General features: G+C 41.7%; 18 protein-coding genes. 11 read left to right on the top strand and 7 right to left on the bottom strand.

Annotation, left to right across the window (positions count from 1 at the left end):
• Window positions 1-1,044 precede the first annotated feature (1,044 nt).
• Both QE417_RS01325 and QE417_RS01320 read right to left on the bottom strand, forming a co-directional pair.
• Window positions 1,045-1,563 (bottom strand): RNA polymerase sigma factor, encoded by a 519-nt coding sequence (locus tag QE417_RS01325; RefSeq protein WP_311947056.1) that lies wholly within the window; start codon window positions 1,561-1,563, stop codon window positions 1,045-1,047.
• A 989-nt stretch (window positions 1,564-2,552) separates the two neighbouring features.
• On the bottom strand, window positions 2,553-3,455 hold the full coding sequence (locus QE417_RS01320; protein WP_311947054.1) for an AraC family transcriptional regulator: 903 nt from the start codon (window positions 3,453-3,455) through the stop codon (window positions 2,553-2,555).
• 237 nt (window positions 3,456-3,692) lie between these two features.
• Here QE417_RS01320 and QE417_RS01315 point away from each other — a divergent pair, with 237 nt between their 5' ends.
• From QE417_RS01315 to fucP, 11 genes are all read left to right on the top strand, one after another.
• Window positions 3,693-5,354 (top strand): UxaA family hydrolase, encoded by a 1,662-nt coding sequence (locus QE417_RS01315; RefSeq protein ID WP_311947052.1) that lies wholly within the window; start codon window positions 3,693-3,695, stop codon window positions 5,352-5,354.
• Window positions 5,355-5,371: 17 nt separating this feature from the next.
• Window positions 5,372-6,136, top strand: a complete 765-nt coding sequence (locus tag QE417_RS01310) for an SDR family NAD(P)-dependent oxidoreductase (RefSeq protein ID WP_311947050.1) — start codon at window positions 5,372-5,374, stop codon at window positions 6,134-6,136.
• Between the two features lie 10 nt (window positions 6,137-6,146).
• Entirely contained in the window at window positions 6,147-7,001 is an 855-nt protein-coding gene (locus tag QE417_RS01305) for a fumarylacetoacetate hydrolase family protein (RefSeq protein WP_311947048.1), read from the top strand.
• Between the two features lie 31 nt (window positions 7,002-7,032).
• Window positions 7,033-7,830, top strand: a complete 798-nt coding sequence (locus QE417_RS01300) for an SDR family oxidoreductase (RefSeq protein ID WP_311947046.1) — start codon at window positions 7,033-7,035, stop codon at window positions 7,828-7,830.
• 493 nt (window positions 7,831-8,323) lie between these two features.
• Entirely contained in the window at window positions 8,324-11,368 is a 3,045-nt protein-coding gene (locus QE417_RS01295; RefSeq protein WP_311947044.1) for a SusC/RagA family TonB-linked outer membrane protein, read from the top strand.
• A gap of 10 nt (window positions 11,369-11,378) precedes the next feature.
• Complete coding sequence (locus tag QE417_RS01290; RefSeq protein ID WP_311947042.1) at window positions 11,379-13,196, top strand: RagB/SusD family nutrient uptake outer membrane protein; 1,818 nt, start codon at window positions 11,379-11,381, stop codon at window positions 13,194-13,196.
• Between the two features lie 469 nt (window positions 13,197-13,665).
• The gene (locus tag QE417_RS01285; RefSeq protein WP_311947040.1) at window positions 13,666-14,610 is read left to right on the top strand and encodes a right-handed parallel beta-helix repeat-containing protein; all 945 of its coding nucleotides are present in this window, start codon (window positions 13,666-13,668) and stop codon (window positions 14,608-14,610) included.
• A gap of 261 nt (window positions 14,611-14,871) precedes the next feature.
• Window positions 14,872-15,012: a hypothetical protein gene (locus QE417_RS01280; protein WP_311947038.1), complete on the top strand. Its 141-nt coding sequence runs from the start codon at window positions 14,872-14,874 to the stop codon at window positions 15,010-15,012.
• 633 nt (window positions 15,013-15,645) lie between these two features.
• A complete protein-coding gene (locus tag QE417_RS01275) occupies window positions 15,646-17,547 on the top strand; it encodes a glycoside hydrolase family 97 protein (protein WP_311947036.1) in 1,902 nt (633 codons plus the stop codon).
• A 22-nt stretch (window positions 17,548-17,569) separates the two neighbouring features.
• Entirely contained in the window at window positions 17,570-18,454 is an 885-nt protein-coding gene (locus QE417_RS01270) for an ROK family protein (RefSeq protein WP_311947034.1), read from the top strand.
• Window positions 18,402-19,712, top strand: a complete 1,311-nt coding sequence (gene fucP / locus QE417_RS01265; protein WP_376717518.1) for an L-fucose:H+ symporter permease — start codon at window positions 18,402-18,404, stop codon at window positions 19,710-19,712. The genes QE417_RS01270 and fucP overlap by 53 nt, the downstream gene beginning before the upstream one ends.
• Before the next feature lie 1,016 nt (window positions 19,713-20,728).
• Here fucP and QE417_RS01260 read toward each other — a convergent pair.
• From QE417_RS01260 to QE417_RS01240, 5 genes are all read right to left on the bottom strand, one after another.
• A complete protein-coding gene (locus QE417_RS01260; RefSeq protein ID WP_311947032.1) occupies window positions 20,729-21,736 on the bottom strand; it encodes an aldo/keto reductase in 1,008 nt (335 codons plus the stop codon).
• 116 nt (window positions 21,737-21,852) lie between these two features.
• The gene (locus QE417_RS01255; RefSeq protein WP_311947030.1) at window positions 21,853-22,860 is read right to left on the bottom strand and encodes a zinc-binding alcohol dehydrogenase family protein; all 1,008 of its coding nucleotides are present in this window, start codon (window positions 22,858-22,860) and stop codon (window positions 21,853-21,855) included.
• Between the two features lie 172 nt (window positions 22,861-23,032).
• Complete coding sequence (locus QE417_RS01250) at window positions 23,033-24,070, bottom strand: family 43 glycosylhydrolase (RefSeq protein ID WP_311947029.1); 1,038 nt, start codon at window positions 24,068-24,070, stop codon at window positions 23,033-23,035.
• Complete coding sequence (locus tag QE417_RS01245) at window positions 24,067-25,203, bottom strand: glycoside hydrolase family 88 protein (protein ID WP_311947027.1); 1,137 nt, start codon at window positions 25,201-25,203, stop codon at window positions 24,067-24,069. Before QE417_RS01245 ends, QE417_RS01250 begins: the two co-directional genes overlap by 4 nt.
• Before the next feature lie 416 nt (window positions 25,204-25,619).
• The gene (locus QE417_RS01240; RefSeq protein ID WP_311947025.1) at window positions 25,620-26,246 is read right to left on the bottom strand and encodes an RNA polymerase sigma factor; all 627 of its coding nucleotides are present in this window, start codon (window positions 26,244-26,246) and stop codon (window positions 25,620-25,622) included.
• Window positions 26,247-26,260: the final 14 nt, after the last annotated feature.

The following is a 26,260-nucleotide window of genomic DNA, read 5'->3' as shown; positions in this document are numbered from 1 at the left end:
TTCATAGGTTTAGATTGGTACAGGCCACAGACCCATTTATAAAATTATTCAAAAGAGCCTTGGGCACTTGCTGACAGATGATGACCGTGTATACTCGAAAGCTGTATCTAATGCCATTTAACCGCCGGAACAGATCAAATAATAGCTTGATAAACCGAACGGAAAGATTGATCCTGAACACTTGTTAATTGATCAGATTCACCCGATCCCTATCTAAGCAGTTCAGTCAGATCGGCACAAAAAATTTTCATCTGGGTTCACAGCTTCGAAATAATGTAAGGCGCGGGCACCACCTCCAATGACTGGGATTGGATCTGATCTTTTTCATAATTTGATAAATTGGTTTAAAACATGGGTTGGCTGATCTTCCGAAAAATGACCAGATCAGTACCTAACGTTATTACAAATCAATAAATAAAGTCGAGGATAAAAGGGGGACGTATAGCCCAAAATCTGGGGTTGAAACTGCCAAAATATCTCAAATCCGGATCTATAAAGAATAGTACGGAATGAAGGTCTGATCAATTCTTTTACTAGTATAAAATGGGTGATCGTTTTAATCAACGGTAATGTGACGAATGATGTCAATGTGAAACGAGATATGTAAAAATTAAAAATTCGAATAATCTTGATCAACGAGCTCAAGCGATACTCTTTAAATAACCCTTTCTAAAGAGGATTACACGGTATTATAATCGATCAACTTAAATACTGTAGAGATTCCCGAATCTTTTTATTCTGATAACGGCGCAACGTTCCTCACACATACTACGTGTGTTGTTTTGGGATTCCAGTTGTATAGGTGACTGATATCTTAATTTGATTGCGTCCACCGCTTTGAATGGCGGTATTGCTTGAGCAAGATATTCATTATAGAATAATCGAACTCTTTTTGTCACAGATGATCATACCAGGACATAGAGAAGTGTCATTACTTTTCGACCGGATCATCAAGAGTATAACCTTGGACTGATGGCGACAAACATTCCACATTTAGCATTCTAAACAGGAAATCATTACATCAACAGAAAATAAAATTGATCGTCAGTTCCAATGCTGTAGGTACCATCGTCTCAACGAAGCTTTCAGACGGTGATGGACGACCCAATAGTTATTTGGGGTCAGTTTTAGTTTTTCACAGATCTCCTTTGATGTGAAATCCTGTTCATATTTCAATGAATACAGCTGCCTCCATGTTGCCGGAAAAGTATTTACGAAATTATTCAAAGCCAAAATAAACTCTTTGTTGAGTAAATGACCTTCATAATTCACCGCTGCCCTGGAGTCCTCCCTTGTCGTGTTAAAGCATAGCTTACCAGCCAGATTTCTTTCTACTATTGCTTTGTGACGGTAAAACTTAAATATTTTATGTTTGAGGATCGCAGTGAGCCAGGTTTTGTCGCTGCTGCGCTGCTCGAACTTCGGGTAACTTTCCAACGCAACAAGAAATGTTTCCTGTATCAAATCCCGGATAAGGTCAGGATCATTGATCTTACGTTGAGCAAAACTGTACAGGTATTTATAATTATCTGCTGCCCATTGTTGATGATCTCGGTGCCCCATAAACATTTAATTGTTCGCTCATATTTACTTTTCAAGTTTCCTACTGCATTCGTATCGCGCTACTGCCGAAAGAATGATCTTGCACATTACGGTATCCTATGATCATCTTAGCAAGACACAAGGACGACGAATGTTTTGATTCTAATGGTATATTTGATCTCCAAATTAAATTTTACTTATAAAATACGCAGGGTGTAATTCATTCAATTTGCAAGGCGAAATCGGTCAGAATCCAACGCGAATACAAACTTTTGAGCTGTGATCTCTGCAGGTACAGTGCTTAATCAAATTTCAGGATAAACATATCTGGTCTATTAAGACGTATTTCGGCATCATGGAAGTTGATGACCATATATATTATATATTAAATGCGTGGTGTGAAAACTGCATTCCGGTTGCAATGATCGACGGCCGGGAAGTTGAGTTTTTCACCTGTAACGGTCTATTCGACTAACGTTATTGGAGCAAATTCACTTAAAATACATCATGTGTCAGGAACACCGTTTATTAGATGATCTAAAACGATTTAATTAATATCCAATAACTTTTTCATTGCTCCGTTTGCGGTGGCTACCTTGCAATGAAACATGATGCAGAGTATTGTGGTTTTACACTCGATGAATAAAACGATTGCTGTGACCGGCACGCTCCTCGATCACAAACAAACGGTTGACCTCCATGATGAAAGAAAGCAATACTTTGTAACCCAGTCGACGGTTAGGATCTGTAATTTCCCGCCCGCGTCTAACGCTGAGATCTTTACATCGGATTTGCTGAAGGTGTAGGAAACCTACCTTTTTTAAACCGAACTATGATCAAACTATAGCTCTTACCCTGTTAAACGAAATGACCAAGGAGAGGCAGCATCAACACTCCTGCCATTTCGGATCGGCTTAAAGAACTTAGGGCTTGAATACAGCACTTTTAATTGCCTCCTCATTTAGTACAACACTTGAGCAAGGTATTATTATAGCGACCGATGTAAGTACTTACACAATTTTATCGTTTAGGTAATCATCCTTCCTATTGCTATTAAAATCTTTTTGATATGCAAGCGGAGTTTTTTTTGTGATCTTTTTGAATGATTTGTAAAAACTGGCAAAGTTGTTAAACCCCGTCTCGTAACATATTTGCTGTATCGAAAGTTTGTCTTCGATGAGTAGCTTGCAGGCAACCCCCACCTTATATTCGAGCAAAAAGCCCGAGTAAGTTTTACCTGTATGCGTTTTAAAATACCGGCAAAACGAGTGCGGGCTTATATTGGCCACCGATGCAATTTCGTTAAGCGTTATCTTATTACGATAGTTAGCCAGCGAGTGCTCGTAAATGGCGTTAATGCGGTTATTGTCGGCTTTTTGCAGGTTAGGCACAAACGCCACCGATGAGAGGTAGCTTATTTCCTTGCTTTGAGCTATTCGTTCCAATATTTCGAGTAACAGCAACAGGCGCTTAATTGTATGTGCATCCAACATTTTCTGCATAAGCAGTGCAACTTGCTTGCGGGTGTGCCCAAGTACCTGTATGCCGCGCTGCGCCCGTTCGAGCAGGTTTTTAATGGCGTTGGTTTCGGGCAAGGTTAAAAATTTGTCGCCCCAAAAACTTTCATTAAAATGAGTAACCGTAATATCGGCGGCGCTTAGCTCGTGCTGCATAAGCTGGGGTGTGTCAAATCGCCAGTAATGGGGCAGATTCGATCCAAGCAATACAATATCACCATTGCCAAAATTCTTAATACTATCGCCCACAAATTGCATTCCCGAACCTTTTTCTAAATGTATAAGTTCAAGCTCGGTATGGTAATGCCATTTATTATTAAAAAAAGGTACAAGATCACGCCGTACGCTAAATGATTGAGCCGGCCCGGTAGCTACCTTAAGTAATTGAGGTTTCATTGCTTAAAAACCAGAATGGTTGAAAGTTTAACATAATATCACATTTGTTGTTAAACCAGGTTTACAGTTATTGGTGCTAATTTAAGTATATAATGCCAATTAAGTTGAATATTATGGTAATTGTATTAAAAAAACAGCGCTTGCAATCATCTTTATTTGCACTAAACTAATTATAAACGTTGTTTGCCAATGCGGTTTCGCATCTCGTTGCTACACGCGTTCACCTTGTATACCATAATGATGTCTGAAACTTCAAGCTATTTGCAAATTCATCCTGTTGATAATGTATGGGTAGCGCTCAAAAACCTGCCCGGAGGAACACTCATTAAGCATAATGATGATGTTTTTGAGTTGGTTACACCGGTAGAGGCTAAGCATAAGTTTACAATTAGTACCCTCAACACGAACGATGAGATATACATGTACGGGGTATTGGTAGGTAAGGCATCGCAGCCAATTGCACGTGGTGCTGCCATTACTGTTAACAATGTTTATCATGCCTCAACCGATTTTACTTTAGGGGAACGCAAAACGACATGGGAAAAGCCCGATACAGAAGAGTTTGCAAAAAAAACCTTTATGGGCTATCACCGCAGCAACGGTGAGGTAGGTACAGCAAACTACTGGTTGGTTATACCGCTGGTGTTTTGCGAAAACCGCAATGTAACTGTGCTTAAAGAAGCCCTTTATACCCGCTTAGGGTTTGAAAAGCCCAAAGGCTATGAACAGGAGGTGAGCGACCTGATAGAGATGTATAAGGCAGGTAAAACTGTTGAAGAGATACTATCGGCCGAACTGCAACAGTCATCACCTCAGCAACAAAGTTTTAAACTTTTCCCCAATATTGATGGGGTAAAGTTTTTAAACCACGAATTGGGCTGCGGCGGTACACGGTCTGATTCGGATGCGCTTTGCGGGCTGCTGGCCGGTTACATTACCCATCCGAATGTTGCGGGGGCTACCGTGCTTAGCCTCGGATGCCAGCATGCACAGACCGATATTTTAAGGGCCGAAATACAAAAGCGCGACCCGCAGTTCAATAAATCGCTCATTGTACTCGAACAACAGCAAATGGGCACCGAAAACAAGCTGATGAAAGAGGCGCTGAGGCAAACCTTTGCGGGTCTAATGCAGGCCAACCAGTTACAGCGCAGTCCGGCTCCATTATCAAAACTTTGCATAGGGCTGGAGTGTGGCGGATCGGATGGCTTTTCGGGTATATCGGCCAACCTGGCGTTGGGCTATTTGTCTGATGTGATGGTTGCCCTTGGCGGAAGCATTATTTTGGCCGAATTTCCGGAGCTGTGCGGGGTAGAGCAGGACCTGAGTGACCGCTGCCTGAACGAACCTATGGCACAGCGCTTTATGCACCTTATGCGCACGTATAATGCACAGGCCGAGGCTGCCGGTTCGGGCTTTTACGCCAACCCATCGCCCGGTAATATCAGGGATGGGTTGATAACCGATGCCATAAAATCGGCAGGGGCGGCCAAAAAAGGCGGCACCTCGCCCGTAACCGATGTGCTCGATTATCCCCAAAAGGTAACCCAACCCGGCCTCAACCTACTTTGCACCCCGGGCAGCGATGTAGAGAGCACTACGGCCGAAGTAGCCGCAGGGGCAAATATCGTGCTTTTCACGACGGGCCTGGGTACACCAACGGGCAACCCCATCGTGCCGGTAATTAAACTTTCAACCAACACCGCTTTATTGAACCGCATGCCCGATATTATTGATATTGATTGCGGCCCAATCATCAGTGGTGAAGAAACCATTCAACAAACCGCACATCGCATACTTAACTACGTAATTGAGGTTGCGGGCGGCAATATCAAACCCAAAGCCGTTTTGCTGGGGCAAGACGATTTTATACCATGGAAAAGAGGTGTTTCACTATAAAAATATCAAACACAATAATGTTTAGTTTACAAGCAAAACATGCCGTTATTACAGGCGGCGGCAGTGGTATAGGTAAGGCTATTGCGCTGTTGTTTGCCCGCCAGGGCGCCACCGTACATATTATTGAATTGAATGCTGGTGCCGCTACCCAAACCGTACACGAAATTGAAGCCAACGGTGGCCGGGCGTTTGCCTATAGCGCCGATGTTACCGATCGGCAGCAAATCACAGATGTGTTTCAGTTGATAGGTGATATAGATATTTTGGTTAATAATGCCGGAATAGCTCATGTGGGCAACGTTGAAAACACTACCGAAGCTGATTTTGAACGTGTATACAATGTGAATGTTAAGGGAGCCTACAACTGTTTTTATGCTGCATTACCGCTTATGAAAGCCCGGGGTAAAGGATGTATGGTGAGCATGGCGTCAATTGCATCGTGGGTGGGTATAGCCGACAGGTTTGCGTACTCCATGAGCAAAGGAGCCGTACACGCCATGAGCATGTCGTTAGCGCGCGATTACCTGCACCATGGTATCCGCAGTAACACTATCTCGCCGGCACGTGTGCATACGCCGTTCGTGGATGGTTTTATAGCTAAAAACTATGCGGGCAAAGAGCAGGAAATGTTCGAAAAACTATCGCATAGCCAGCCTATTGGCCGTATGGCCAAACCCGATGAAGTAGCTTCACTGGCACTGTACCTCTGTTCGGACGAAGCCTCATTTATAACCGGTTGCGATTATCCCATTGATGGCGGCTTTATAAAACTTAACAATTAATAGATCTTAAATGAAACTGATACGATACGGCAATGCCGGGAAAGAACGGGCCGGGGTTATACACAACGGAAAGCTTTTAGATACATCTCCATTTGCTAAAACTTATGATGAAGCATTTTTTGAAAGTGATGGCCTGGTACGCCTTAAAGAATACGTTAAAGCTAATCATAATCGTCTGGCCCACATCGGTAAAACCGAAAGGTTAGGCTGCCCGGTGGCAAGGCCATCAAAAATAGTGTGTATCGGCCTTAACTACGCCGATCATGCCCGCGAAACCAATGCAACGGTACCCACCGAGCCGGTCATCTTTTTTAAAAGCACAACCGCTGTTACCGGCCCCAATGATGAGATCATTATTCCTCAAAACTCGGTAAAAACCGATTGGGAGGTTGAACTGGCCGTGGTAATAGGTCATAAGGCATCGTACGTAACCGAAGCGCAGGCCGAACATTGCATAGCCGGATATTTACTGCACAATGATGTATCCGAACGCGAGTTTCAGTTAGAGCGTAACGGAACCTGGGATAAAGGCAAGGGCTGCGATACTTTTGCGCCGCTTGGCCCGTACCTGGTAACGCCCGACGAAATTGCAGATGTAAATAATCTGCGTTTGTGGCTGAGAGTTAACGGGAAAACGATGCAGGATGGTACAACCGCTAACCTCATCTTCAAAATTCCTTACCTCATTTCTTACGTAAGCCGGTTTATGACCTTACTACCCGGCGATATTATATCTACAGGTACACCTGCCGGGGTTGGGCTGGGCTTTAACCCGCCCGTTTACTTAAAGCCCGGTGATGTTGTGGAATTGGGTATTGACGTTTTAGGAACCCAGAAACAAACGGTTCGTGCTTACAGCAAATAATCATTCACCTTTTAGGAGTTAACTATCGATAATGAATTTATCACTCGAAAATAAAGTAATAATTGTCAGCGGGGGAGCTAAGGGCATTGGTAAAGGCATAAGCCAGGTTTTAGCAGGTGAGGGAGCAATACCCGTAATTGTAGGTAGAAACGAAGTCGATAACCGCGATACAATTGCCGAAATAGAGGCTGAAGGTGGCAGGGCTTTTCAGGTTGTTGCCGAACTGAACCGGCCTGAATCCTGCAAAAGTGTTATAGAAAGCATTTTGCAACGCTTCGGGCGTATAGAGGGCCTGGTAAACAATGCCGGTTTAAATGATGGTGTAGGACTTGAAAAAGGCACTTACGAAGGGTTTATAAGCTCGTTACACAATAACCTTGTGCATTATTACTTGTTAGCTCATTATGCCTTACCCGAATTAAAAAAAAACAAAGGCTCCATTGTTAACATCGGCTCAAAAACTGCTGAAACCGGTCAAGGTGAAACTTCAGGTTATGCAGCAGCCAATGGCGGCCGTAACGCCCTTACGCGCGAATGGGCCGTTGAGCTGCTCAAATATGATATAAGGGTTAATGCAGTTGTTGTAGCCGAATGTTGGACGCCACAATACGAGAGTTGGTTGAACTCTATGCTCCATCCCGAACTTAAATTGAAAGAAATTACCATGAAGATCCCTTTACAACAACGCATGACGAGCTCCGAGGAAATCGCTAATATGGTTGCGTTTTTACTCTCCAACAAATCAAGCCACACTACCGGACAGATAATTCATGTTGATGGTGGCTATGTACACCTCGACAGGGCTTTGATCATGAAAAAAACTGATTAGAAGTTGTGCCCAGTAGGGCTACATTGACAGACTTTTAAAGATATAATTATTAGGTTTTGGTATTGCAATTAACAGATTAACCAATTTACAGTCTCTAAATTATTGATGTATGTAATGAGTTTATCTCTGGTGACTTCGATCAAACCGCTCTTTCATCTCTATATTAATAACAAGTTCAATACCCACTGAACAAGGTGAATTTTCTGACCCTGTAGCGTGTATCACAGGAAAACTCTACCAATCTATATTATAAACTAAGGCTTCCCTGAGTCCCTAATTCATCTCTCAAACTATTAAGAATTGATTTTTAATAATAAAATAATCGATTTAGTAAAAAAAACATAAACATTCTAATAAAATCATCTCATTATAACAAATTTCAACTTAAAGTTTACTAAATCGATTAAGTTGAATAGTTTTGACGACAACTTGAGATGGCACCAGGTAATGAATGCCTGTGTGCGGTCATACACCATAAATCAAATTAGTAGACATGAGAATTTTTAGACCTGAAAAAAAACTAGGTTGCTACGTTTTATTTCTACTGCTATCCCTTTGCCCTACTTTGCTGCTAGCGCAACAAACGGTAACGGGAAAAGTGGTTGATGCAAAAACTAAAGAAGCTATTATCGGTGCAGTTATTAAGGTAAAAGACTCCACCCAGGGTACTGTAACAGACGTGAATGGTCAATTTAAAATCCAGGCAGGCAACGGTGGGATTTTGATCATCAGTTACGTGGGCTACTTAAGTCAGCAGGTCACGATCAACGGACCGACTGCGAATGTTAGCCTGGAAACAGATGCAAAAAATCTGAGCGACGTGGTAGTGATCGGTTACGGAACTCAAAAAAGGTCGGATTTAACAGGAGCCGTTGCCAGTGTTTCCACTGAACAATTAACAAAAACTGCTAAAAGTAGCGCCATCGGATCCATGCAGGGCATTGTTCCCGGAGCAAATATCATTCGAAACAACAATAAACCCGGTGGCGGCTTTACAGTAGACATCAGAGGGGTTCATTCCATTACCGGATCAAATGCTCCACTGGTCGTCATCGATGGAGTACCCGGTGCAGACCTCGAAAAGATCAATCCTGCTGATATTGAAAAGATCGATGTACTTAAAGATGCTTCCGCTACTGCTATTTACGGATCGAGAGGTGCAAACGGTGTGTTCATAGTGACAACTAAAAGAGGGCAAACCGGTAAACCAAAAATCTCCTATAACGGCTATTATGGCGTGAGGAACTATACAAACAAACCTCAAATGATGAATGTGGATGAGTTTGCGCAGCTTGCAAGAGAAGCCGCGCGGGCGACCAATAATAATGTATACAAGCCAGACGATCAGGTATTCACTGACCCATCAGAACTTCAGGCAGTAAAGACACACCAAGGCTTTGATTGGATAAACGCCGTATCAAACCCTGCACCTCAGACAAGTCATACACTTTCCGCCACCGGTGGCAATGAAGAAATACGATATACTTTATCGGGTGGCTACTATTATGAGAAGGGTATGCTGTATCCACAATCCTATACAAGATATAATCTCCGGGCTTCGTTAGACATCAAGGCGACGCAAGCTTTAAGTTTTGGGGGAAGCATGTACTTCACCAATGAAAAGCGTGCTTTGGGTAACAATGACCTTTTACAAGACATGTTCCGCCTGCGTCCTACCCAATTTCCCAATAGTTTAGTAACCGGCGCACCGGCCTTTCAATATTCATCGAATGGTCTGTTTAATGCGCTGGTTACAAGTCAAAACGTATTTAATGACGTTAAATCAAATAATCTTTTAGGCAACATTTACGTTGCCTTACGGCCGGTAAAGGGTCTGGAAATCAAATCCACGTTCTCTCCTTACTTTACTAATGCGGCGACCGGCAATTATACCGGCGTATTCTCTAAGGCACTCCAGGGAACAGCCGCCGGCGCGACAGCCTCGTACGCGAAAGCAAATGTAGGAAACTGGGTATTTGATAATATTATCAATTATAAATGGAGCAAAGACATCCATCAACTGGAGGTAACGGGTGTATACTCATTGCAAAGAAACCAATCAGATAATTTAAATGCTGCTTCAAGAGATCTAACCTTCAATTCGCTGTATTACAACTTGCAGGGTGGCACAATGACCAGTTTCGGCTCAAGCTACACACAATCGCAATTAGCATCTTATCTTGGAAGGGTCAATTACACGCTGAATAGTAAATATCTGTTAACAGCTAGTGCACGTTATGATGGTTCATCGAAATTGGCAGCCGGGCATAAATGGGTATTATTTCCGTCTGCTGCATTAGCGTGGCGTGCCAGCGAAGAGAAATTTTTAAAGAGTATTTCATGGTTGGATAATTTAAAGGTGCGTTTAGGTTATGGTGTTATTGGCAACGATTCTGTCGACCCCTACCAATCTACGCAACTGATATCCTCCCCTACCTATTATTCTTTTGGATCTGATGTTATCGGAAATTCTCCGGGCAATCTTCCAAACCCCAATTTAAGCTGGGAGAAAACTTATGAAGTCAATTTAGGCTTGGATTTTGGAATTTTTAAAAACAGGATCTCGGGTAGCATCGAGCTCTATAACAGGTTGACCAAGGACCTGATCATGCCATCCGCTATTCCTATTACGACCGGTTATTCGTCGCTGGCAGCAGCGAACGTAGGCTCTGCACGAAATAAAGGCATCGAATTTTCATTGACCACAGTGAATGTGCAGGGTAAAGATCTTCGATGGTCAACAACCTTTTCTGCAGCCTACAACAGGAATAAAATCGTAGATCTTGGGTTTAAGGAAGACCTGGGCAAATATTCCCCTCAATTAGCAGGCATCATGGGAGATTATGGCAACAAGTGGTTTATCGGCCAACCGATCCGTTCCAACTGGAACTTACAAACGATCGGAATCTGGCAACTGGACCAGGCCACGGAAGCAGCCAAATACGGCCAGAAACCTGGTCAGTTTCGTGTCAGAGATTTTGACAATGACGGCGTTATCAACCAAGACAAGGACAGATTCCTTGATGGAAAACGCACACCGGACTGGACAGGCGGGGTTTATACCAACCTTCAATACAAAAGTTTTGACCTATCTGCTCAAGGGTATTTTCAAACAGGCGCAAGAGACAGGAACCAGTTCTATGTATCGTACCAATTAGAAAATAATAACGGTGCATTAAACAACCAAGTTAAAGATTATTGGACACCGGAAAACCCGAGCAATTCTATGGGGCAGCCATCCAATATGGGTATATATCGCGATGTTAATCAAAGTTCAAATGGCAACTTGATCAGTGTGTCACATGTAGTACAAAAAACTGACTTTTTCAAAGTCCAGTATATCAACCTTGGCTACCACTTTCCGACGTCGCTCACGAGCAAATTAAAAATCAGCAATTTGAGGGTATATGGTACCGTGCAAAACCCGTTCACGTTTTCATCGTGGAAGGGATTCGATCCTGAACAGGCCAATGTGAGTATTGCATCAACAGACCTGATTACCAGAAACTTTCTATTCGGCATTGATGTGACATTTTAATTAATGAATTATGAAAAAGAAATATCAACATTTAATTATAGCATTGCTTGTACTATCAGGCGCCATATCGTCCTGCAAAAAAAGCTTCCTTGACGAAACCAATTATTCGCGGCTTTCTGTTACACAATATGCTTCAACAAAAAGCGGATTTGAAGGCTTGGTAATAAGCGCATATTCCGGCTTAAGAAGCATTTATAACAGTAAATCTTATCAAAGCGTAACCGAGCTTGGAACGGACATCGTTACCCAGAATTTCTCCGGAGCGGTCAACCCATTAAACCAATATACGGTTAATTTCGACTCCAATAATTCGGATATCTACGGTTATTGGTCGGCATTGTACGTAGCGCTTAAAAACATTAATGCTGTGCTTGACAGGGCACCTAATGTGATGCTAAACACCGCATCCCCGGAGGGCATTGATCCTGCAGTGCTTGCAATGCGCGTAGGTGAAGCAAAGGCGTTGCGTGCCATGATCCTATTCGAAATCATCAGGAATTGGGGAAAAGCACCTTTAATACTTAAGGAAACCGTTGAACCAACGAGAGAAGCGACCTTAAGCGACGGGGCAGCATTCTATACCCAAATCATAAAGGATCTGACAGAAGCCATAGCTGTCCTTCCACAAAAACAAAGCGGGGCTAACTATGGCAGATTCAGTGCAGCGGCTGCAAAGCATTTACGTGCATTAGTTTATCTCACCAGAGGTTATCAAAACTATGGCTCCAATGATGATTTCAACAGTGCTTATAATGATGCTGTTGACGTGATCAATACTTCAGGACACGCCCTGCAAGCTGATTTTGCCGCTGTTCATCGTCAGACGAACGAGACCAATAACGAGATCATTTTTTCTGTCGGCTTTTCTACTTCTGCTAATAATAATACCAACGCGTGGCCAACCTGGTATCTTTTTCCTTACCGGGAAGGATACACGGGGTTATCAAAAAGTGCCATTTATGGCAATGATAATGTCGCCGGTATACCTACCAAGTTGGCATACCTGTTGTTTGATTGGCAAAAGGACAGGCGTGCCGAAGTAACGTTCATGAGTCCTTTAAATGGAAATACAGCTACTTCAATTGACGGTAAGAGTACCGGTAAAAATTGGTTTCAAGCTACTATTGCTGCTTCGGTTGTCATAAACGGAAAGACAATTCCTATTCCGGTTGGTGACACTGCTTTATACTTTCCGACTCCAACTGATAACCAGTACCGCATATGGAGCGATGGACAAAAGAGCAACGTACGATATAAAGTATTCAATTACCCTACTGGAGATCCGGCTGATTTCTCGCAGGATGATTACTATAAATCCGCATACCAAACAACGAACTCAACAACAAGGACCTGGCTGCCCGTATGGAAATTCAAAGATGCGAATACTGTTTATAATGAAAACAATTCGGCTTCTGGAACACGTGACATCTATATCTATAGATTAGCTGAAACCTACCTGATTGCGGCTGAAGCTGCAGTGAAAAAAGGCGATAATGCAAATGCGCTTACTTATTTGAACAGAATACGTGCCCGGGCAGAGAAAGTAGCCGGCGCGTTACAAAAAAACGAAACTGTTACCTTAGACGATATACTTGACGAAAGGGCAAAGGAATTATTTGGAGAAGTGCCAAGGTGGAATGATCTGCAGAGAACTGGTAAACTTTCGGAGCGGGTTTTGAAATATAATTGGGATGTGACGCATATAACAGGTGGCGTACAAACCCTAATGACACCAGGCAATGCAAAATTCAACCTGCGTCCTCTGCCCATACAATGGATCAATCTTTTGACCAATAAAGAAGGTGTCCAACAAAATCCGGGATGGTAACCAGATAAAAGTTACCTAAGTATATTTACCTATGAATATTAATAATTAATGTCGGGGGAGTAGCCTGATCGGCTATTCCCTTTTTTACTGCATATAGGAGCGCCTTTTTACAATCTAAAGTTGTTGAACTGATTCATTGAACTACGCTCATTTGAATTATTGTTCTAAAGCGACATCAGGTGAAATCTCGTCAATTAAACATCTGCACAAACGGTTTCTGACCCTATCGAAGAATGTCGAAGGAGATTTTTATATAGCAGAAGAAATATTCTTCCATCAAAGTCAAGCAAACTCGTGTCAGCCACATTTACAGGGGCAGTTTTTTGTCTCTGAACAATCATGAAAACCCGGGAGACGAAACGTTGATTAAACCAACTGCCCCTCATTTAATACAGTGTAATCTGAATTATCCAACCAACCAAAATAAATCGAAAAGAAATGAGAAAGAAAATCATTAATGCATCTATCGGTGCTTTTATTTACATGGGCTTCGATAGCCTGCAAAAAAGGAACTATTGAGCAGCAAAGCACACAAACACCAGAAGCGACCAGGTATAAAACAACTGCTATTGTAAACGTCCCTTTAGGAGGAAACATTCAGCACGCAATTGACCAGGTTTCTGCAAGTGGTGGTGGCACGGTAAATCTTGCGTCGGGAACCTACAACATTACCAGTCCCCTTAAGATAAAAAGCAATGTGACGCTAAATGGTTCCGGCAACGCCACTACTACCATAAACGGAGGGAATTTCAATGTTATTCAACAAAATAACGAAGGTTTGACCAATGTAACTATTCAAAACTTGAAAGTTACCGGCGTACAGTCAATCAGTTGCTATGGTATTCTGATCGAATCTCTAAACATTTTTCACACCAATGTAGCGATAAACAATGTGCAGGTTACCTCGGTAGGTATGGGCGTACATTTGAAAAGGGTAAACGGAGTAACAATTACAAATTGTAATTTCCATGACAATGCTGGACCGGGCAAGGAGATGTACTTTCACAATCTCTATATTCGCTCTTGCCAAAACGTCAATGTCAGCTCAACTCAGGTAAATCATTCCACTACGGGTAACGGTATGAATTTTTCCTATTGCACCTCGGTGACTGTAAGTAATTGTACTGCAAATGATAATTATTTCAGAGGAATACGGGCTGCAGATTCAGATGGGTTCAAAGTAAAGGACTGTACCATTAATGGTAATGGAAATGTAGGACTGATCATGAATCAGGAAGCCGGGCTTGTCACCAAGAACATTGAGTTAAATCATAACATTGTGAACAACAACGCAAAAGGTGGCATCCAGGTATTGCAGGGTTCTACAGGCTCTGTAGTCAATAATACAGCCACCGGCAATTCTTTGTTCAACTATAGCATTGCAAGCGGCATAACCCAGTCAAATAACAACTGATAAATAACCGGTTTACGTTGGATAGTACATAGCCGGGTAATTTTACAATTACCCGGCTGTGTACTTAAGAATAAACCATTTTTCGAATAATGTCACTATTATATTAATAACGGTGATTGAGACAATTATCGCTTCTCAAACAGGATGTGGCATTTATCGAAACACTTTAAAATTTCATTATTAAACGATTTAGTAACATATATATTGAGTTTATATGAATATGGTTTGATAGCACATTTTGTTAAGATCAATTTTAGAAATATGAGCCTTACACTTTACCCGTACAGCACCGTAATAACATTCCTTTGGCCATATCAACAGCGTCTTTACTTTAAAGAGAAGACCAAAGTTTATAATATCAAGGGCACCAATGCAGCCGGAGATACCTCTCGAACCACGTAGTTAATACGGAGCACTTCAAAATATTAACATAAATTTTAATAAATCGATTTAGTATACTACATTTGATATCAACAACCATGATTCCATTAATATATGTTCAAGGAGCCTATCAGCTTTTTAAACATCATGCTAGGGGTCAGAACCTAATTTTTACTAAAGACGCAAAATGAATTGCGATTCCTCACATATGCCAATTTCAAAAACGCACCAATCAAAAACGGTCAAAAATCCAGCGCAGCATAAACTTAAAAAGATGTGGATGGACTACTATCCATCTCTGCAGCTGAGAACAGGTGAAATTATTAGCCCCATAAATTCCAAATTAATGTTTAAAAGCTGAAGCCGGGTAAGTACCTTAAATGCATGGAATTTCGAACAGTGAGCTCTTACTGACCATGGAAAGTGATCATCTCAGTTCCGAAATCAAGTAAGGTCATGAGAGACTTCAATTGAAGTTGGATCATGGAATCACGGCTTATTTTTCAGACTTAGAACAGTTGTTTAAACTCCATACCATACGTATTTTTTTACCCCCCCCAAAAGGTACTCGAACAATTATCACAGTTAGAAATCCTGTAAACGTGTTTACTCTTAATCAAGGAATAGATTATTAAAACCTAAATAAAAATCCATATGCGAATCGTCAAAATATTTTTCATAGCACTGCTTTTTCATTCTGTTTCATCAAAAGGACAAAATATTGTAAAAGGTAGTGAGGGAATAATTCAATCGCCTGACAAAAAGCTTACTGTCAGATTTTACCAGAAGGCCTCTCCTACCGGTCAGAAAACATTGTTTTACAAGGTGGACTTCGATCAAAAGAACGTTATCAATGAGTCCGAACTTGATCTACAATTAAATAACCGTCTTTCAGAGCAGGCTATGGCGCTTCCGGTTGACAAGCATACGAAATGGTTTGAAAACCTAACAGTGCAAAAGCTCACTACCCTGAATAAGGATACATCATGGACGCCGCTTTACGGCGAACGGTCTGTTATTCGTGACCATTTTAATGCCCTACGGGTCGAACTTCAAAAAGATGATAACACGATTTACAACATCAATGTAGAGATCCGTGCATACAATGAAGGTGTAGCGATCCGTTATGATTTTCCGGTAAATCCAAAGGGCAGTTATTATAGCATAACTTCGGAGAATACAGAGTTCTCGCTACCGGCAGGCACCCTTGGATGGCATGCAGCCTGGGCTCAGGCACCTTACCATCTGGTGCCGTTAAAAAACTGGAAGGAAGAAAGTGAACGCCCGCTCACGCTGAAATTGCCAAACGGTTTGTATGTTGCTTTAGCTGAGGCCCAAATGGTCGACTTTGCACGTGGTAAATTCAAGCTAAGCCCTTCAAAGGAAAATACCATCGTCACTTCCATGGATTCTAAAGCAGATCTTATATCTCCCTGTAAAACACCATGGCGGGTGATAATGATCGCAGAAAAACCGGGTATTCTGATCGAAAATAGCCACCTGATGTTAAATTTAAATACGCCCAATCAGATAAAAGCACCTGACTGGATCAAACCAGGTAAAATCATGCGCGTGGCCGCACTCACGAGTGCAGATGCCTACGCCAATATTGATTTCGCTGTTCAGCACCATCTGCAATATATCTTATTCGACTGCTGCTGGTATGGTGATCCACTCTCATTTTCTTCCGATGCGACCAAGGTGGGTATCCCAAATTTCGATTTGCAGTCGATCATAAAATATGCAAAGCAAAAAGGCGTTGGGATTTGGCTTTATGTAAATCAACAGGCTCTGGTAGCGCAGAGTGACAGCCTCTTCTCCGTTTATCATAAATGGGGAATCAAAGGGGTAAAATTCGGCTTTGTCCAAGTCGGTTCACATCGGTGGACAACATGGTTAGAAAAAGCTATTCAACAAGCAGCTGCGAACGAGATAATGGTTAACATCCATGATGACTGGAGGCCTACAGGTGAACAGCGGACCTGGCCTAACCTCATGACAGCAGAAGGGATTAGGGGTAACGAAGAAATGCCCGATGCCACACATAACACCATATTACCATTTACCCGATATTTAGCCGGGGCCGCTGATTATACCATCTGCTATTATAATAAACGGATCCAAACCACCCATGCGCATCAATTAGCCATGGCAGCCGTTTATTATAGCCCCATCCAGACGATGTTCTGGTATGACAAACCGAGTCAGTACCAAGGAGAGCCGGAATTAGAATTTTGGGAAAAGATCCCCACATCATGGGACGAAACCCGCGTATTACACGGGGAGCCAGGTGAATATATCAGCACAGCAAGAAGAAGGGGGGATGAATGGTTTGTGGGCACTATGACCAATAACAATGCACGGACGCTTCCGCTATCCCTTAACTTTCTACCAAAGGGAAAAACATACCTCGCGACCATTTATTCGGATGATGTTACTGTTAAGACGAATACCCATGTCAGCGTAAAGAAGATGAAAGTAACCTCTGCGACCGTGATGAATATCAAGTTGCTTGCCTCGGGTGGCGAAGCCATGTACCTCACACCTGTTAAGTAAAATGCTAAACATGTATGATAATATGAGAAAAAATGGCCGATTTATTTTAAGTGCCGATATAGGTGGCTCACATATAACAGCTGCTGTGATCGACATGGATTTGAAGCAAGTATTGGAATCAACTTTGATCCGCTCGCCAGTGAATTCCCATGCCTCTCATTCCGAAATTTTAGAACAGTGGATCTCGTGCCTGCAAATGGTTCAACAACTTTCCGGCAGCGATCTGGATCATCTGGCGATCGCCATGCCTGGGCCGTTTGATTATGAAGCGGGCGTTTCCCTTATAACAGGACTGGACAAATACGAAGCGCTCTATCAGATAAATGTTAGGGAGCATCTGGCCACTGCACTCAATTTTTTACAGGAAGAAATATTTTTTGTAAATGATGCCGAAGCATTTTTGCATGGTGAAGTCATTAGTGGCGCAGCGGCCGGTCAACAGCGTGTAGTAGGTTTTACCTTAGGTACAGGTATGGGCTCTGCAACCAGCCATAACGGTAAAACAGCCGATGCAAACTGGGGAAGTTTACCTTTCAGACAAAGTATTGCAGATGATTACTTTTCCTCTCGCTGGTTTCTTTCGGCAAGCCGCAGGCAAGGCCTCCATGACTTCGAAAATGTCAGGGATATGGTCCGCTCATTGCATTCACGGCCCGTAATTGAGGCTATTTTCGATGAATTCGCGGATAACTTTGCTACGTTTATCAAAAGCCGAATAAGTTACAATCTACCGGAATGTATTGTTATCGGTGGCAATATTGCCAAATCACATCATCTCTTTTTGCCCCAAATTGTCTCTGCTATCCAGCAATCCTATCCCGAGATTTTGATTCGCCCTGCCACTTTGGGTGACAATGCAGCGCTTATTGGAGCGGCATTTTGTTGCGAAAGGGCTGAAAAGACTTAAAAAAAAACTGAATAAGATGCTTATAAATAATAAACCTACTTTTACCGAACCAAAGTTTCTGGTAACCCTTGTCTTTGTAACCTCCCTCTTCCTCTTCTGGGGAGTCGCTATTTCGCTGGCAGATGTACTCAACCGACATTTTCAACAAGTGTTGCATGTCTCTAAAGCAGAATCAGGGCTGGTGCAATTTTCTATTTTTGGAGCTTACTTTATAATGGGTATTCCTGCAGGATTATTTATGAAACGGTATGGCTACAAAATGGGCGTCATGCTTGGCTTATCGCTATTCGCTGTCGGCGCGTTTCTATTTGTGCCCGCAGCTAATGCAGAATCCTTTGGTTTTTTTAGGCTTGCTTTATTTATCGTGGGCTGCGGCTTATCGACTCTTGAAACCGTAGCACATCCTTTTGTGGCTTCTCTGGGTCATCAGGAAACCAGTGATCAGCGAGTTAACTTCGCACAGTCATTTAACGCATTAGGAACCATGCTGGGTCCCCTGATAGGTGGTTTCTTTGTTTTCGGCTCAGCCGGGGACAGTACCACTGATGGGCTTTCTTCAATCAAAATATTATATATTGTACTTGGGGTATTAGTTGCCTTGGTAGCCCTCTCTTTTTCATTTGTAAAAGTTCCAGCCTTAACTGATCCCCACGTATCGGTTAAACAGGGTTTTGAGATGGAAGAATTACCGGTACCTTCACGAAAGTTATTTCATCACCGACATTTCGTGTCGGCAGCTATTGCTCAGCTTTTCAATGTGGCTGCGCAAGCTGGAACATGGGCATTCTTTATTAACTATTGTCATGAAAAGATGGGTATGACTGATAAAGAAGCGAGCACTTACATGGGATTTTTCTTTATGGGGCTCCTGCTGGTGGGTCGGTTTGCCGGCACGGCATTGATGCGGTTTATTGCACCAAATAAATTGCTGGCTTACTTCACTATAGGCAGTATAATCAGTTGTATTATTGTGGCGCAAAGCTGGGGATGGCCATCTTTCATTGCCCTGCTGATGATCAACTTCTTTTTCAGCATTATGTTTCCCACAATATTCAGCCTCGGTTTAAAAAATCTGGGCAGCCATACGCAGCAAGCTTCATCATTTATTTCGATGGGGGTTGTAGGTGGTGCCTTTTTCCCAATTTTCATGGGTAGGATCGCTGATCAGGACGTAGCACATGCTTACTATCTGCCGATCATATGTTATGTTATAATTCTTTTGTTTGCCATTAAATTCTACAAAGTGAAACACCAGTAGCCTGAGGAAGATGCAACAATCTTGTAAGTTTTTTTGAAATTTGATTCGGCACATGAGCAGGATAACCTGTTCATGATATCTTAGACTATTAGTTAAGGCGCTTTTTCCCAACTTGATCAGCATGAATTTTACTAAAATTTTTTATTTAAGTAATATCCCGCTAATCATATATGTTAAGGCAGATGCCCAGGGATTAAACTATAGCTTCACTTTGGGGAGTCCTAATTTTTACTGAATGGTGATCCCTGTTAGATGATGTTTGGTACAATACGTTATCCTCGGATGCCCCGGGCTGCATGGCGTACGTAAATAAATATGGCCAAGGCAATAAGGCTAAATACTGTAGGTGTCTATCCCTTTTAGAGTCTTCATAAGCCAGAAAAAGAAAACTTTGATGTGCTTCTGGCAATCTTGACATTAATGAGTTTGTCCGGGATACACATAAAACTTCGAAAGCTTATTTTCTGGCGCAGGTTTCGCTTACCTGGTGGGCGGCTTGTATGATATACCAATTTTGAACCGTATGGCTTTATTTTTGGTCATCAGCATGTGAATCACCAGTACGATCGAGTGTGTTCGAAACATCGAAAACAATGGCATGAACCTGGATATTTTAATATTCAAAACATCTATATTATTTACTATTGGTTCACCTATTATCTATGTAAATCTGGTCGCAATTCCCCCCCCTTTATAGTGACCGTGCCTGATCAAGAATTCTCAGAATATTATGGCAATTGGCCATATCAATAGTAGCCTCTTAGGATGAAGGTGTCGTGCTTATTAAACACAAGAATGAACTCCTGACTTCGATAACTATAGTAGAAGTTTCTATATCAAATCTCAGAAGAATAAGGTGAAATGCAAAACTCTAAGGCAATCAGTTCTAAGCTGATCTCATCATGAAATGCGACCTATTCATATAAGCTTAGACATAGATATAAGGAATGATTACGATAATGATCTCTTTATTTTTGATTTGCGTAATTGAATTCGAAGCGGAAAGGATTCATCTATTAGATTAAAAGTTTGGAACTTATTAATTGATTCAACGCAAGGTCATTCCAAAAACTTTCAGGAATATTTTGATCAATGTATTCAAGATTCAATCTAACCTTGTCAGGGCTGCTCGTTCCTAAGGCAATAGCATGCGTACCTGGTACAGATAAAGCAAAGCGCATACAAGCTGCTACCGGTTGAATGCCATACAATTTGCAAATGTTGAAAAAGCGTTCTCTCCAAGATAATAATTCTTTTCCCTGATCATCTTCAGGCTTTACAAATTTGTAGTTGTAAAAATCTCCACCCAGCAAAAATCCACCGTTGAAGATCGCTGAATTAATTACGGGTATTTGTTCTCTTTTGAGCACCTCCATAAATTGAATTAACTCCTTTGGATGACTATGTAAGGTCATACTGTTAGCGATCATCACCCAATCAAGTTTAATATCACGCGTAATATTCCGTACACATTTCCAATCTTTTGCTCCGATACCGACCGATTTCACCTTACCTGCCGCTTTTAAATCAAACAGAGCCCTATAAGCATCCTTAATATCCTGGTATCGCTCGGCTTGTTCCTCGGTACTTGTTGCGGAAGCCAGGTATTCATCCGGATCATGCACAGATACCATCTGGGTCATATAACCGCCCAAAAGGTCGAGGCCCTGTTCAAAGCATTCCAGAATACCAAGATAGCTGATTTTTTGTATAGCATCGTATTTTAAGCCTTTCCAAACTCCAGGTTCAAAAGTAGGTTCCGGGGTTGATAGCTTCGTTCTTAGCCAACCAAGTTTATTGCTTATGGTTACTTGGCCCGGTTTAATATTTAGTTCACGGAGAGCGTCTCCAATACTTTCTAATGCCAATCCAGCACCATACTTGCCGGCCGAATCTAAAACTACCGGGCCATTTGAATACTTAAATATACTTTTTATGATAGCAGTTTTTTCCTGGTGTTCAAGCGTTTTATACAAATTTCCAAGGCTGCTTGTTCCAAAGATGATTTTAGGTAGGCTTTGCATATTAATATCTAAAAGAAGTTTATAAGGTCCAGGTTTCGTAAAAATCCCTCAAGTAAAAAAAGGCAGGTCAGTAAAATTAACAGGAAACTATTACTTTTTTTCATCAGTTGACAGGGCTATAGATTTACCATCGCCTTAATAACACCATTTTCAGGGTCAAGCCAAGTAGGAAATTCATTGGCCACTTCATCGAAACTAACCCGGTGAGTAATATAGTTAAGTGGGTCCACCTCTCTTCTTCTCATTGCAGCCATTACATATTCAAAATCTTCACGCGTAGCGTTACGGCTACTCATCAAAGTTGCTTCCCGTTTGTGAAACTCCGGATGGCTAACTGAAATTTCATTTTTTTGCAGTCCTACCAGTACATACCGGCCGCCATGAGCAAGGTATTTAAACCCATCATTTATGGCTCGTTGACTACCGGTCGCGTCGATAACAACAGTCGGAAAATCACCGTTGGTGATATTCTTCAGTTCATCAAAAGCGTTGACCTCTGTCACATTGATGGTATGATGCACATTGCTCCTTTCCTTGCAAAAATTCAGACGCTGTTGATTGATATCTATTGCAATGACCCGGCCACCGGCGATCCGTGCAAAGTCCATGACTCCTAATCCTATCGGACCAGCACCAATCACGGCTACAAATTCACCAGGTTTAACATTTGCGCGCCTGACACCGTGTGCACCTATTGCCAGTGGCTCTACTAATGCGAGTTCATCAAAACTCAGTTCAGAAGCAAAAATAAGTTTATCTGAGGGCACCTGGAGAAATTCTACCATACCGCCGTCGATGTGTACTCCACAAACCGCAATATCAGTACAACAATTGGGCTTTTCAGATCTGCAGGCAATACACCTTCCGCAATTGAAATATGGAACTACGGTTACTTTCTCTCCAACCTGAAAATTATCGATACCATCAACCACTTCACCTGAAAGTTCATGTCCGAGGACCCTTGGGTAACTAAAGAATGGTTGAGTTCCCTGATACGCATGGAGATCTGTTCCGCAAATTCCAATCCGTCTTACACGAATTATAGAATAACCAATTCTGGGTTCTGGTTTAGCAATTTGTTTGTAAGATAATTGTCCTGGGGTAATGCAAGTGAGTGTTTTCATTATTAAGCGAACGGCTGTTTTTTTATTTGCAGTATTATAAATTTGTAGAATTACCCCATTTTACATTGTCGTACGCATCAGAAATTGTCTAATGTCCTGTCGGGTATTTTTAAATATTTCTGAGACGTTTCATTAAATAAGTTGCATAACTTAACTTGGAAACGAGCCTTGGTTAGTTCGTAAACACCTTTGATTCCCCTGTTTTAACATTTATCTTAAAAGGTGCGGGTTTCGGTAGCCATAGTTTACCGTCACCAATTTCCAACGGCATCCACAGATATCTCGAATCCCATTGAGTTTTTGGCTTCCACTGGTCCCCCATGTATATAACGGTAGTCTTTTTGCTACCCGAGATCTTGATCATCATGGTTGATTGAGAAGAGTAGGTATTTGTTTCAGATGGGGCAAAATCTAAGAATTCGCTCCACGGTCCTGACAACGACTTTGCCGTAGCAAACTTATTGGGATTAGGACGCCAGCCAGTCAGTTCAGAGCCGATCACATAATACAGACCCTTGTAATGAACAATTGCACCGCCTTCCAAAGGAGCTTGTATAAAGCAGGTTTCCTCCTTTACATCTAAAAAATCATCACTTAGCTTCGCAATAAAAAAGCCCTTGGTTGGACGGCTTTCAAATATTAAATAGGCTTGTCCATCATCGTCCACGAACTGTCCAATGTCACGGCTTTCCCTGTTTAATGGTCTGAAAGTCCTTATGAATTTAAAAGGGCCTTCGGGCAGATCACTTACAGCAACTCCTACCCTCGCATAACTATAGCCGCCAGTAACGGTAGGTTCGTTGGACTTAAAATTCCTAACGCTTCCGTCGACATGCATATACATGACATACTTTTTCGTTCTATGGTTGTAATATACCTTTGGTCGCTCTAAGACCCACTTTCCGAGCACGGTATCAGGTTTTGATAGTTTAAGGGCATCACCCAAATGTTTCCAATTTGTAAGGTCAGCGGAACTATAACAGCTGACGTAACGAAAATTAGTGTCAAGTCCCTCTCTACGCTCCTCACCGTACCAATAATAAAGGTTCTTAATTTTTATTATACCGCCTCCGTGTGCCTGTATATGCTGACCACGGTCATCCTTCCAGATTTCTCCCGGTGATATAACTCCCGGAAGATTTTTTTGTGCATGAGCCAGTTGAGGAAACAATAACCATAGCATCAAAAAAAAAATTAAAACATTCTTCATTTCAAAGGTTGATATAAGTTGGATCCACGTTGAAGTTTGGAAAGCCGCAACAAGGCTTCCATATAATAGTAATCTGCATAAATAATAGAAGCATCGATCTCAGAGCCATTAGGAAAATGACCGGTGGAGTGCATTAAAGCTGCGGGGTTCAAGCTTCGGCTTTGATACTGCGGTGATGATAACGATCCGATCATCTTTTCAGCTACCATTCGGTATTTACGGGCCAGTACTTTATCTTTTACAAATGTAGAAAGCTCCAGTAAGGCAGAAGCGGTCACGCATGCTGCGGAGGCGTCTCGTGGCTTTTGAGGTCCACCAGGTGCATCGAAATCCCAATACGGTATATAATCTTTGGGAAGTTTTTTCAAGTAGATATTGGCGACCTTTTGCGCAAAGTCTAGAAACGCCGGATCTTTAGTTTCCCGGTAGCACATCGTAAAACCGTAAATTGCCCATGATTGTCCTCTCGCCCACATACTGGAATCGGAATATCCCTGGTGCGTTATTCCTTTAATTTTCCTTCCTGAAACCGTGTCATAAATGACTACGTGATAGCTGCTGAAGTCAGGACGAAAATGATTTCTCATCGTTGTTGATGCGTGAGTTTTTGCGATATTATAATACCGTTTTGGACCACCATTCCTGGAAGCCCAAAACAGTAATTCAAGATTGATCATATTGTCAATTATCGTGTTATGAGGCCCCATTTTGTTTACATTTTGGGGCCAGGACAGAATTGTCCCAACTTTCGGGTTGAAAAGCTTTGCAAGGGAGTCAGCAGCCGTCAGAATGATCTTTTTGTATGCTTCATTTTTAGTCAGCCTGTATCCATTTCCATAGCTGTTAAAGATCTGAAACCCTAAATCATGATCGTACCCCGGATGATTAACCAGGGGCTGTAATTGCCTTGTGAACCGATCGGCCTCCATACCCAAATCTTTATTTTTGGTTCCCTCATAAAGCAACCAAAGTTCACCGGGCCAAAATCCGCTGCACCAATCTTTATAGTTCACATAACGCCAGCTGTTTTCGGGTCGCTGAATACTTCTGGGTATGTCGTTTTCGTCCCCTTCAGGAATTTGCTTCAACGTCTTGATAGCCTGTGACTGGCAATACTTAATACTTGTTTCCACAGTCCTTATTTGTTGAGCTTGACAACAAAGGTGGAAGAATACAATGCAAATGAGTGAACTAACGATCGCTTTAGGTATAAGTGATGATTTGAGATACATAGATTAAAAAGTCTTCGTAACTATTGAACGTTGATAATATATCGGCAAACAAATATATACTAAATCGATTAAGCATTTCCATATAATTTAAGAAAGTTTAATAAGCAAACATATATACACGTTAAAGGAAAACTGACAGATTTATTTCATACTTATTTGAAGTGATCCCAAAAGTCTGGTATAAAGATCACTACTCAATAGTGTAAGAGTACAAAAATCGTTTTAGTGAAATAGCAAATTAGAGGAAGATGATCTTTAAGATCAGACCTGATCGTTGTTTGTAGTGATCATATTTAAAAGTTATAATGGAATTGATATCAATATAGCTCCGAAACAACCAATGATCGTATTTGAGAATCTTGTTGTTGATTTGGAAAAACGCCGGAAGCGGTATTACTTGGAAACAATGTTCTTAACTGCAAAACCCCTCTATGTACATGATTGATAACAGATTGATATTTGATACCAGTCATTGAAGATATTTCTACATAGCTAAAATTCTCATAATATTTCAAAACGATCATTTCCTGCTGCCGCTTAGGCAATGATTTAAGAGCACTTGACATCTTCTCAGATAATTCTCTCGACGCTTCCTGTTGAACGATCACCTCTTCACGTGATGACTCTGCATGATCCGACTCAGTCAAATAATCGCATAATCGTCCATGTTGTTTTTCCCATCTGAAATGGTTCAGCGCCATTGATCTTGCAGCTTTAAAAAAATAAAACCGAACATTGTGGATCTGGTCTATGATGCCTTTCCGTTCCCATACTTTAACAAATAGGTCCTGGATCAGGTCTTCCGCAAGGTCTTCATCATCCATTATTTTCTTTAAATAATGATAAAGCTTAGGGTACATGAACTCATGTATTTTCCCATATGCAGTGAGATCTCCGGCTATAGTTTGAGTCCATAGATCAGCTAAGTAAAAATCTATATTCATAATTGGCAATTGGT

It is taken from the genome of Mucilaginibacter terrae, assembly GCF_031951985.1.
Lineage (GTDB): Bacteria > Bacteroidota > Bacteroidia > Sphingobacteriales > Sphingobacteriaceae > Mucilaginibacter > Mucilaginibacter terrae_A.
Note: the sequence above shows the minus strand (reverse complement) of the source record. Positions and strands in the feature narration are given on the sequence as shown.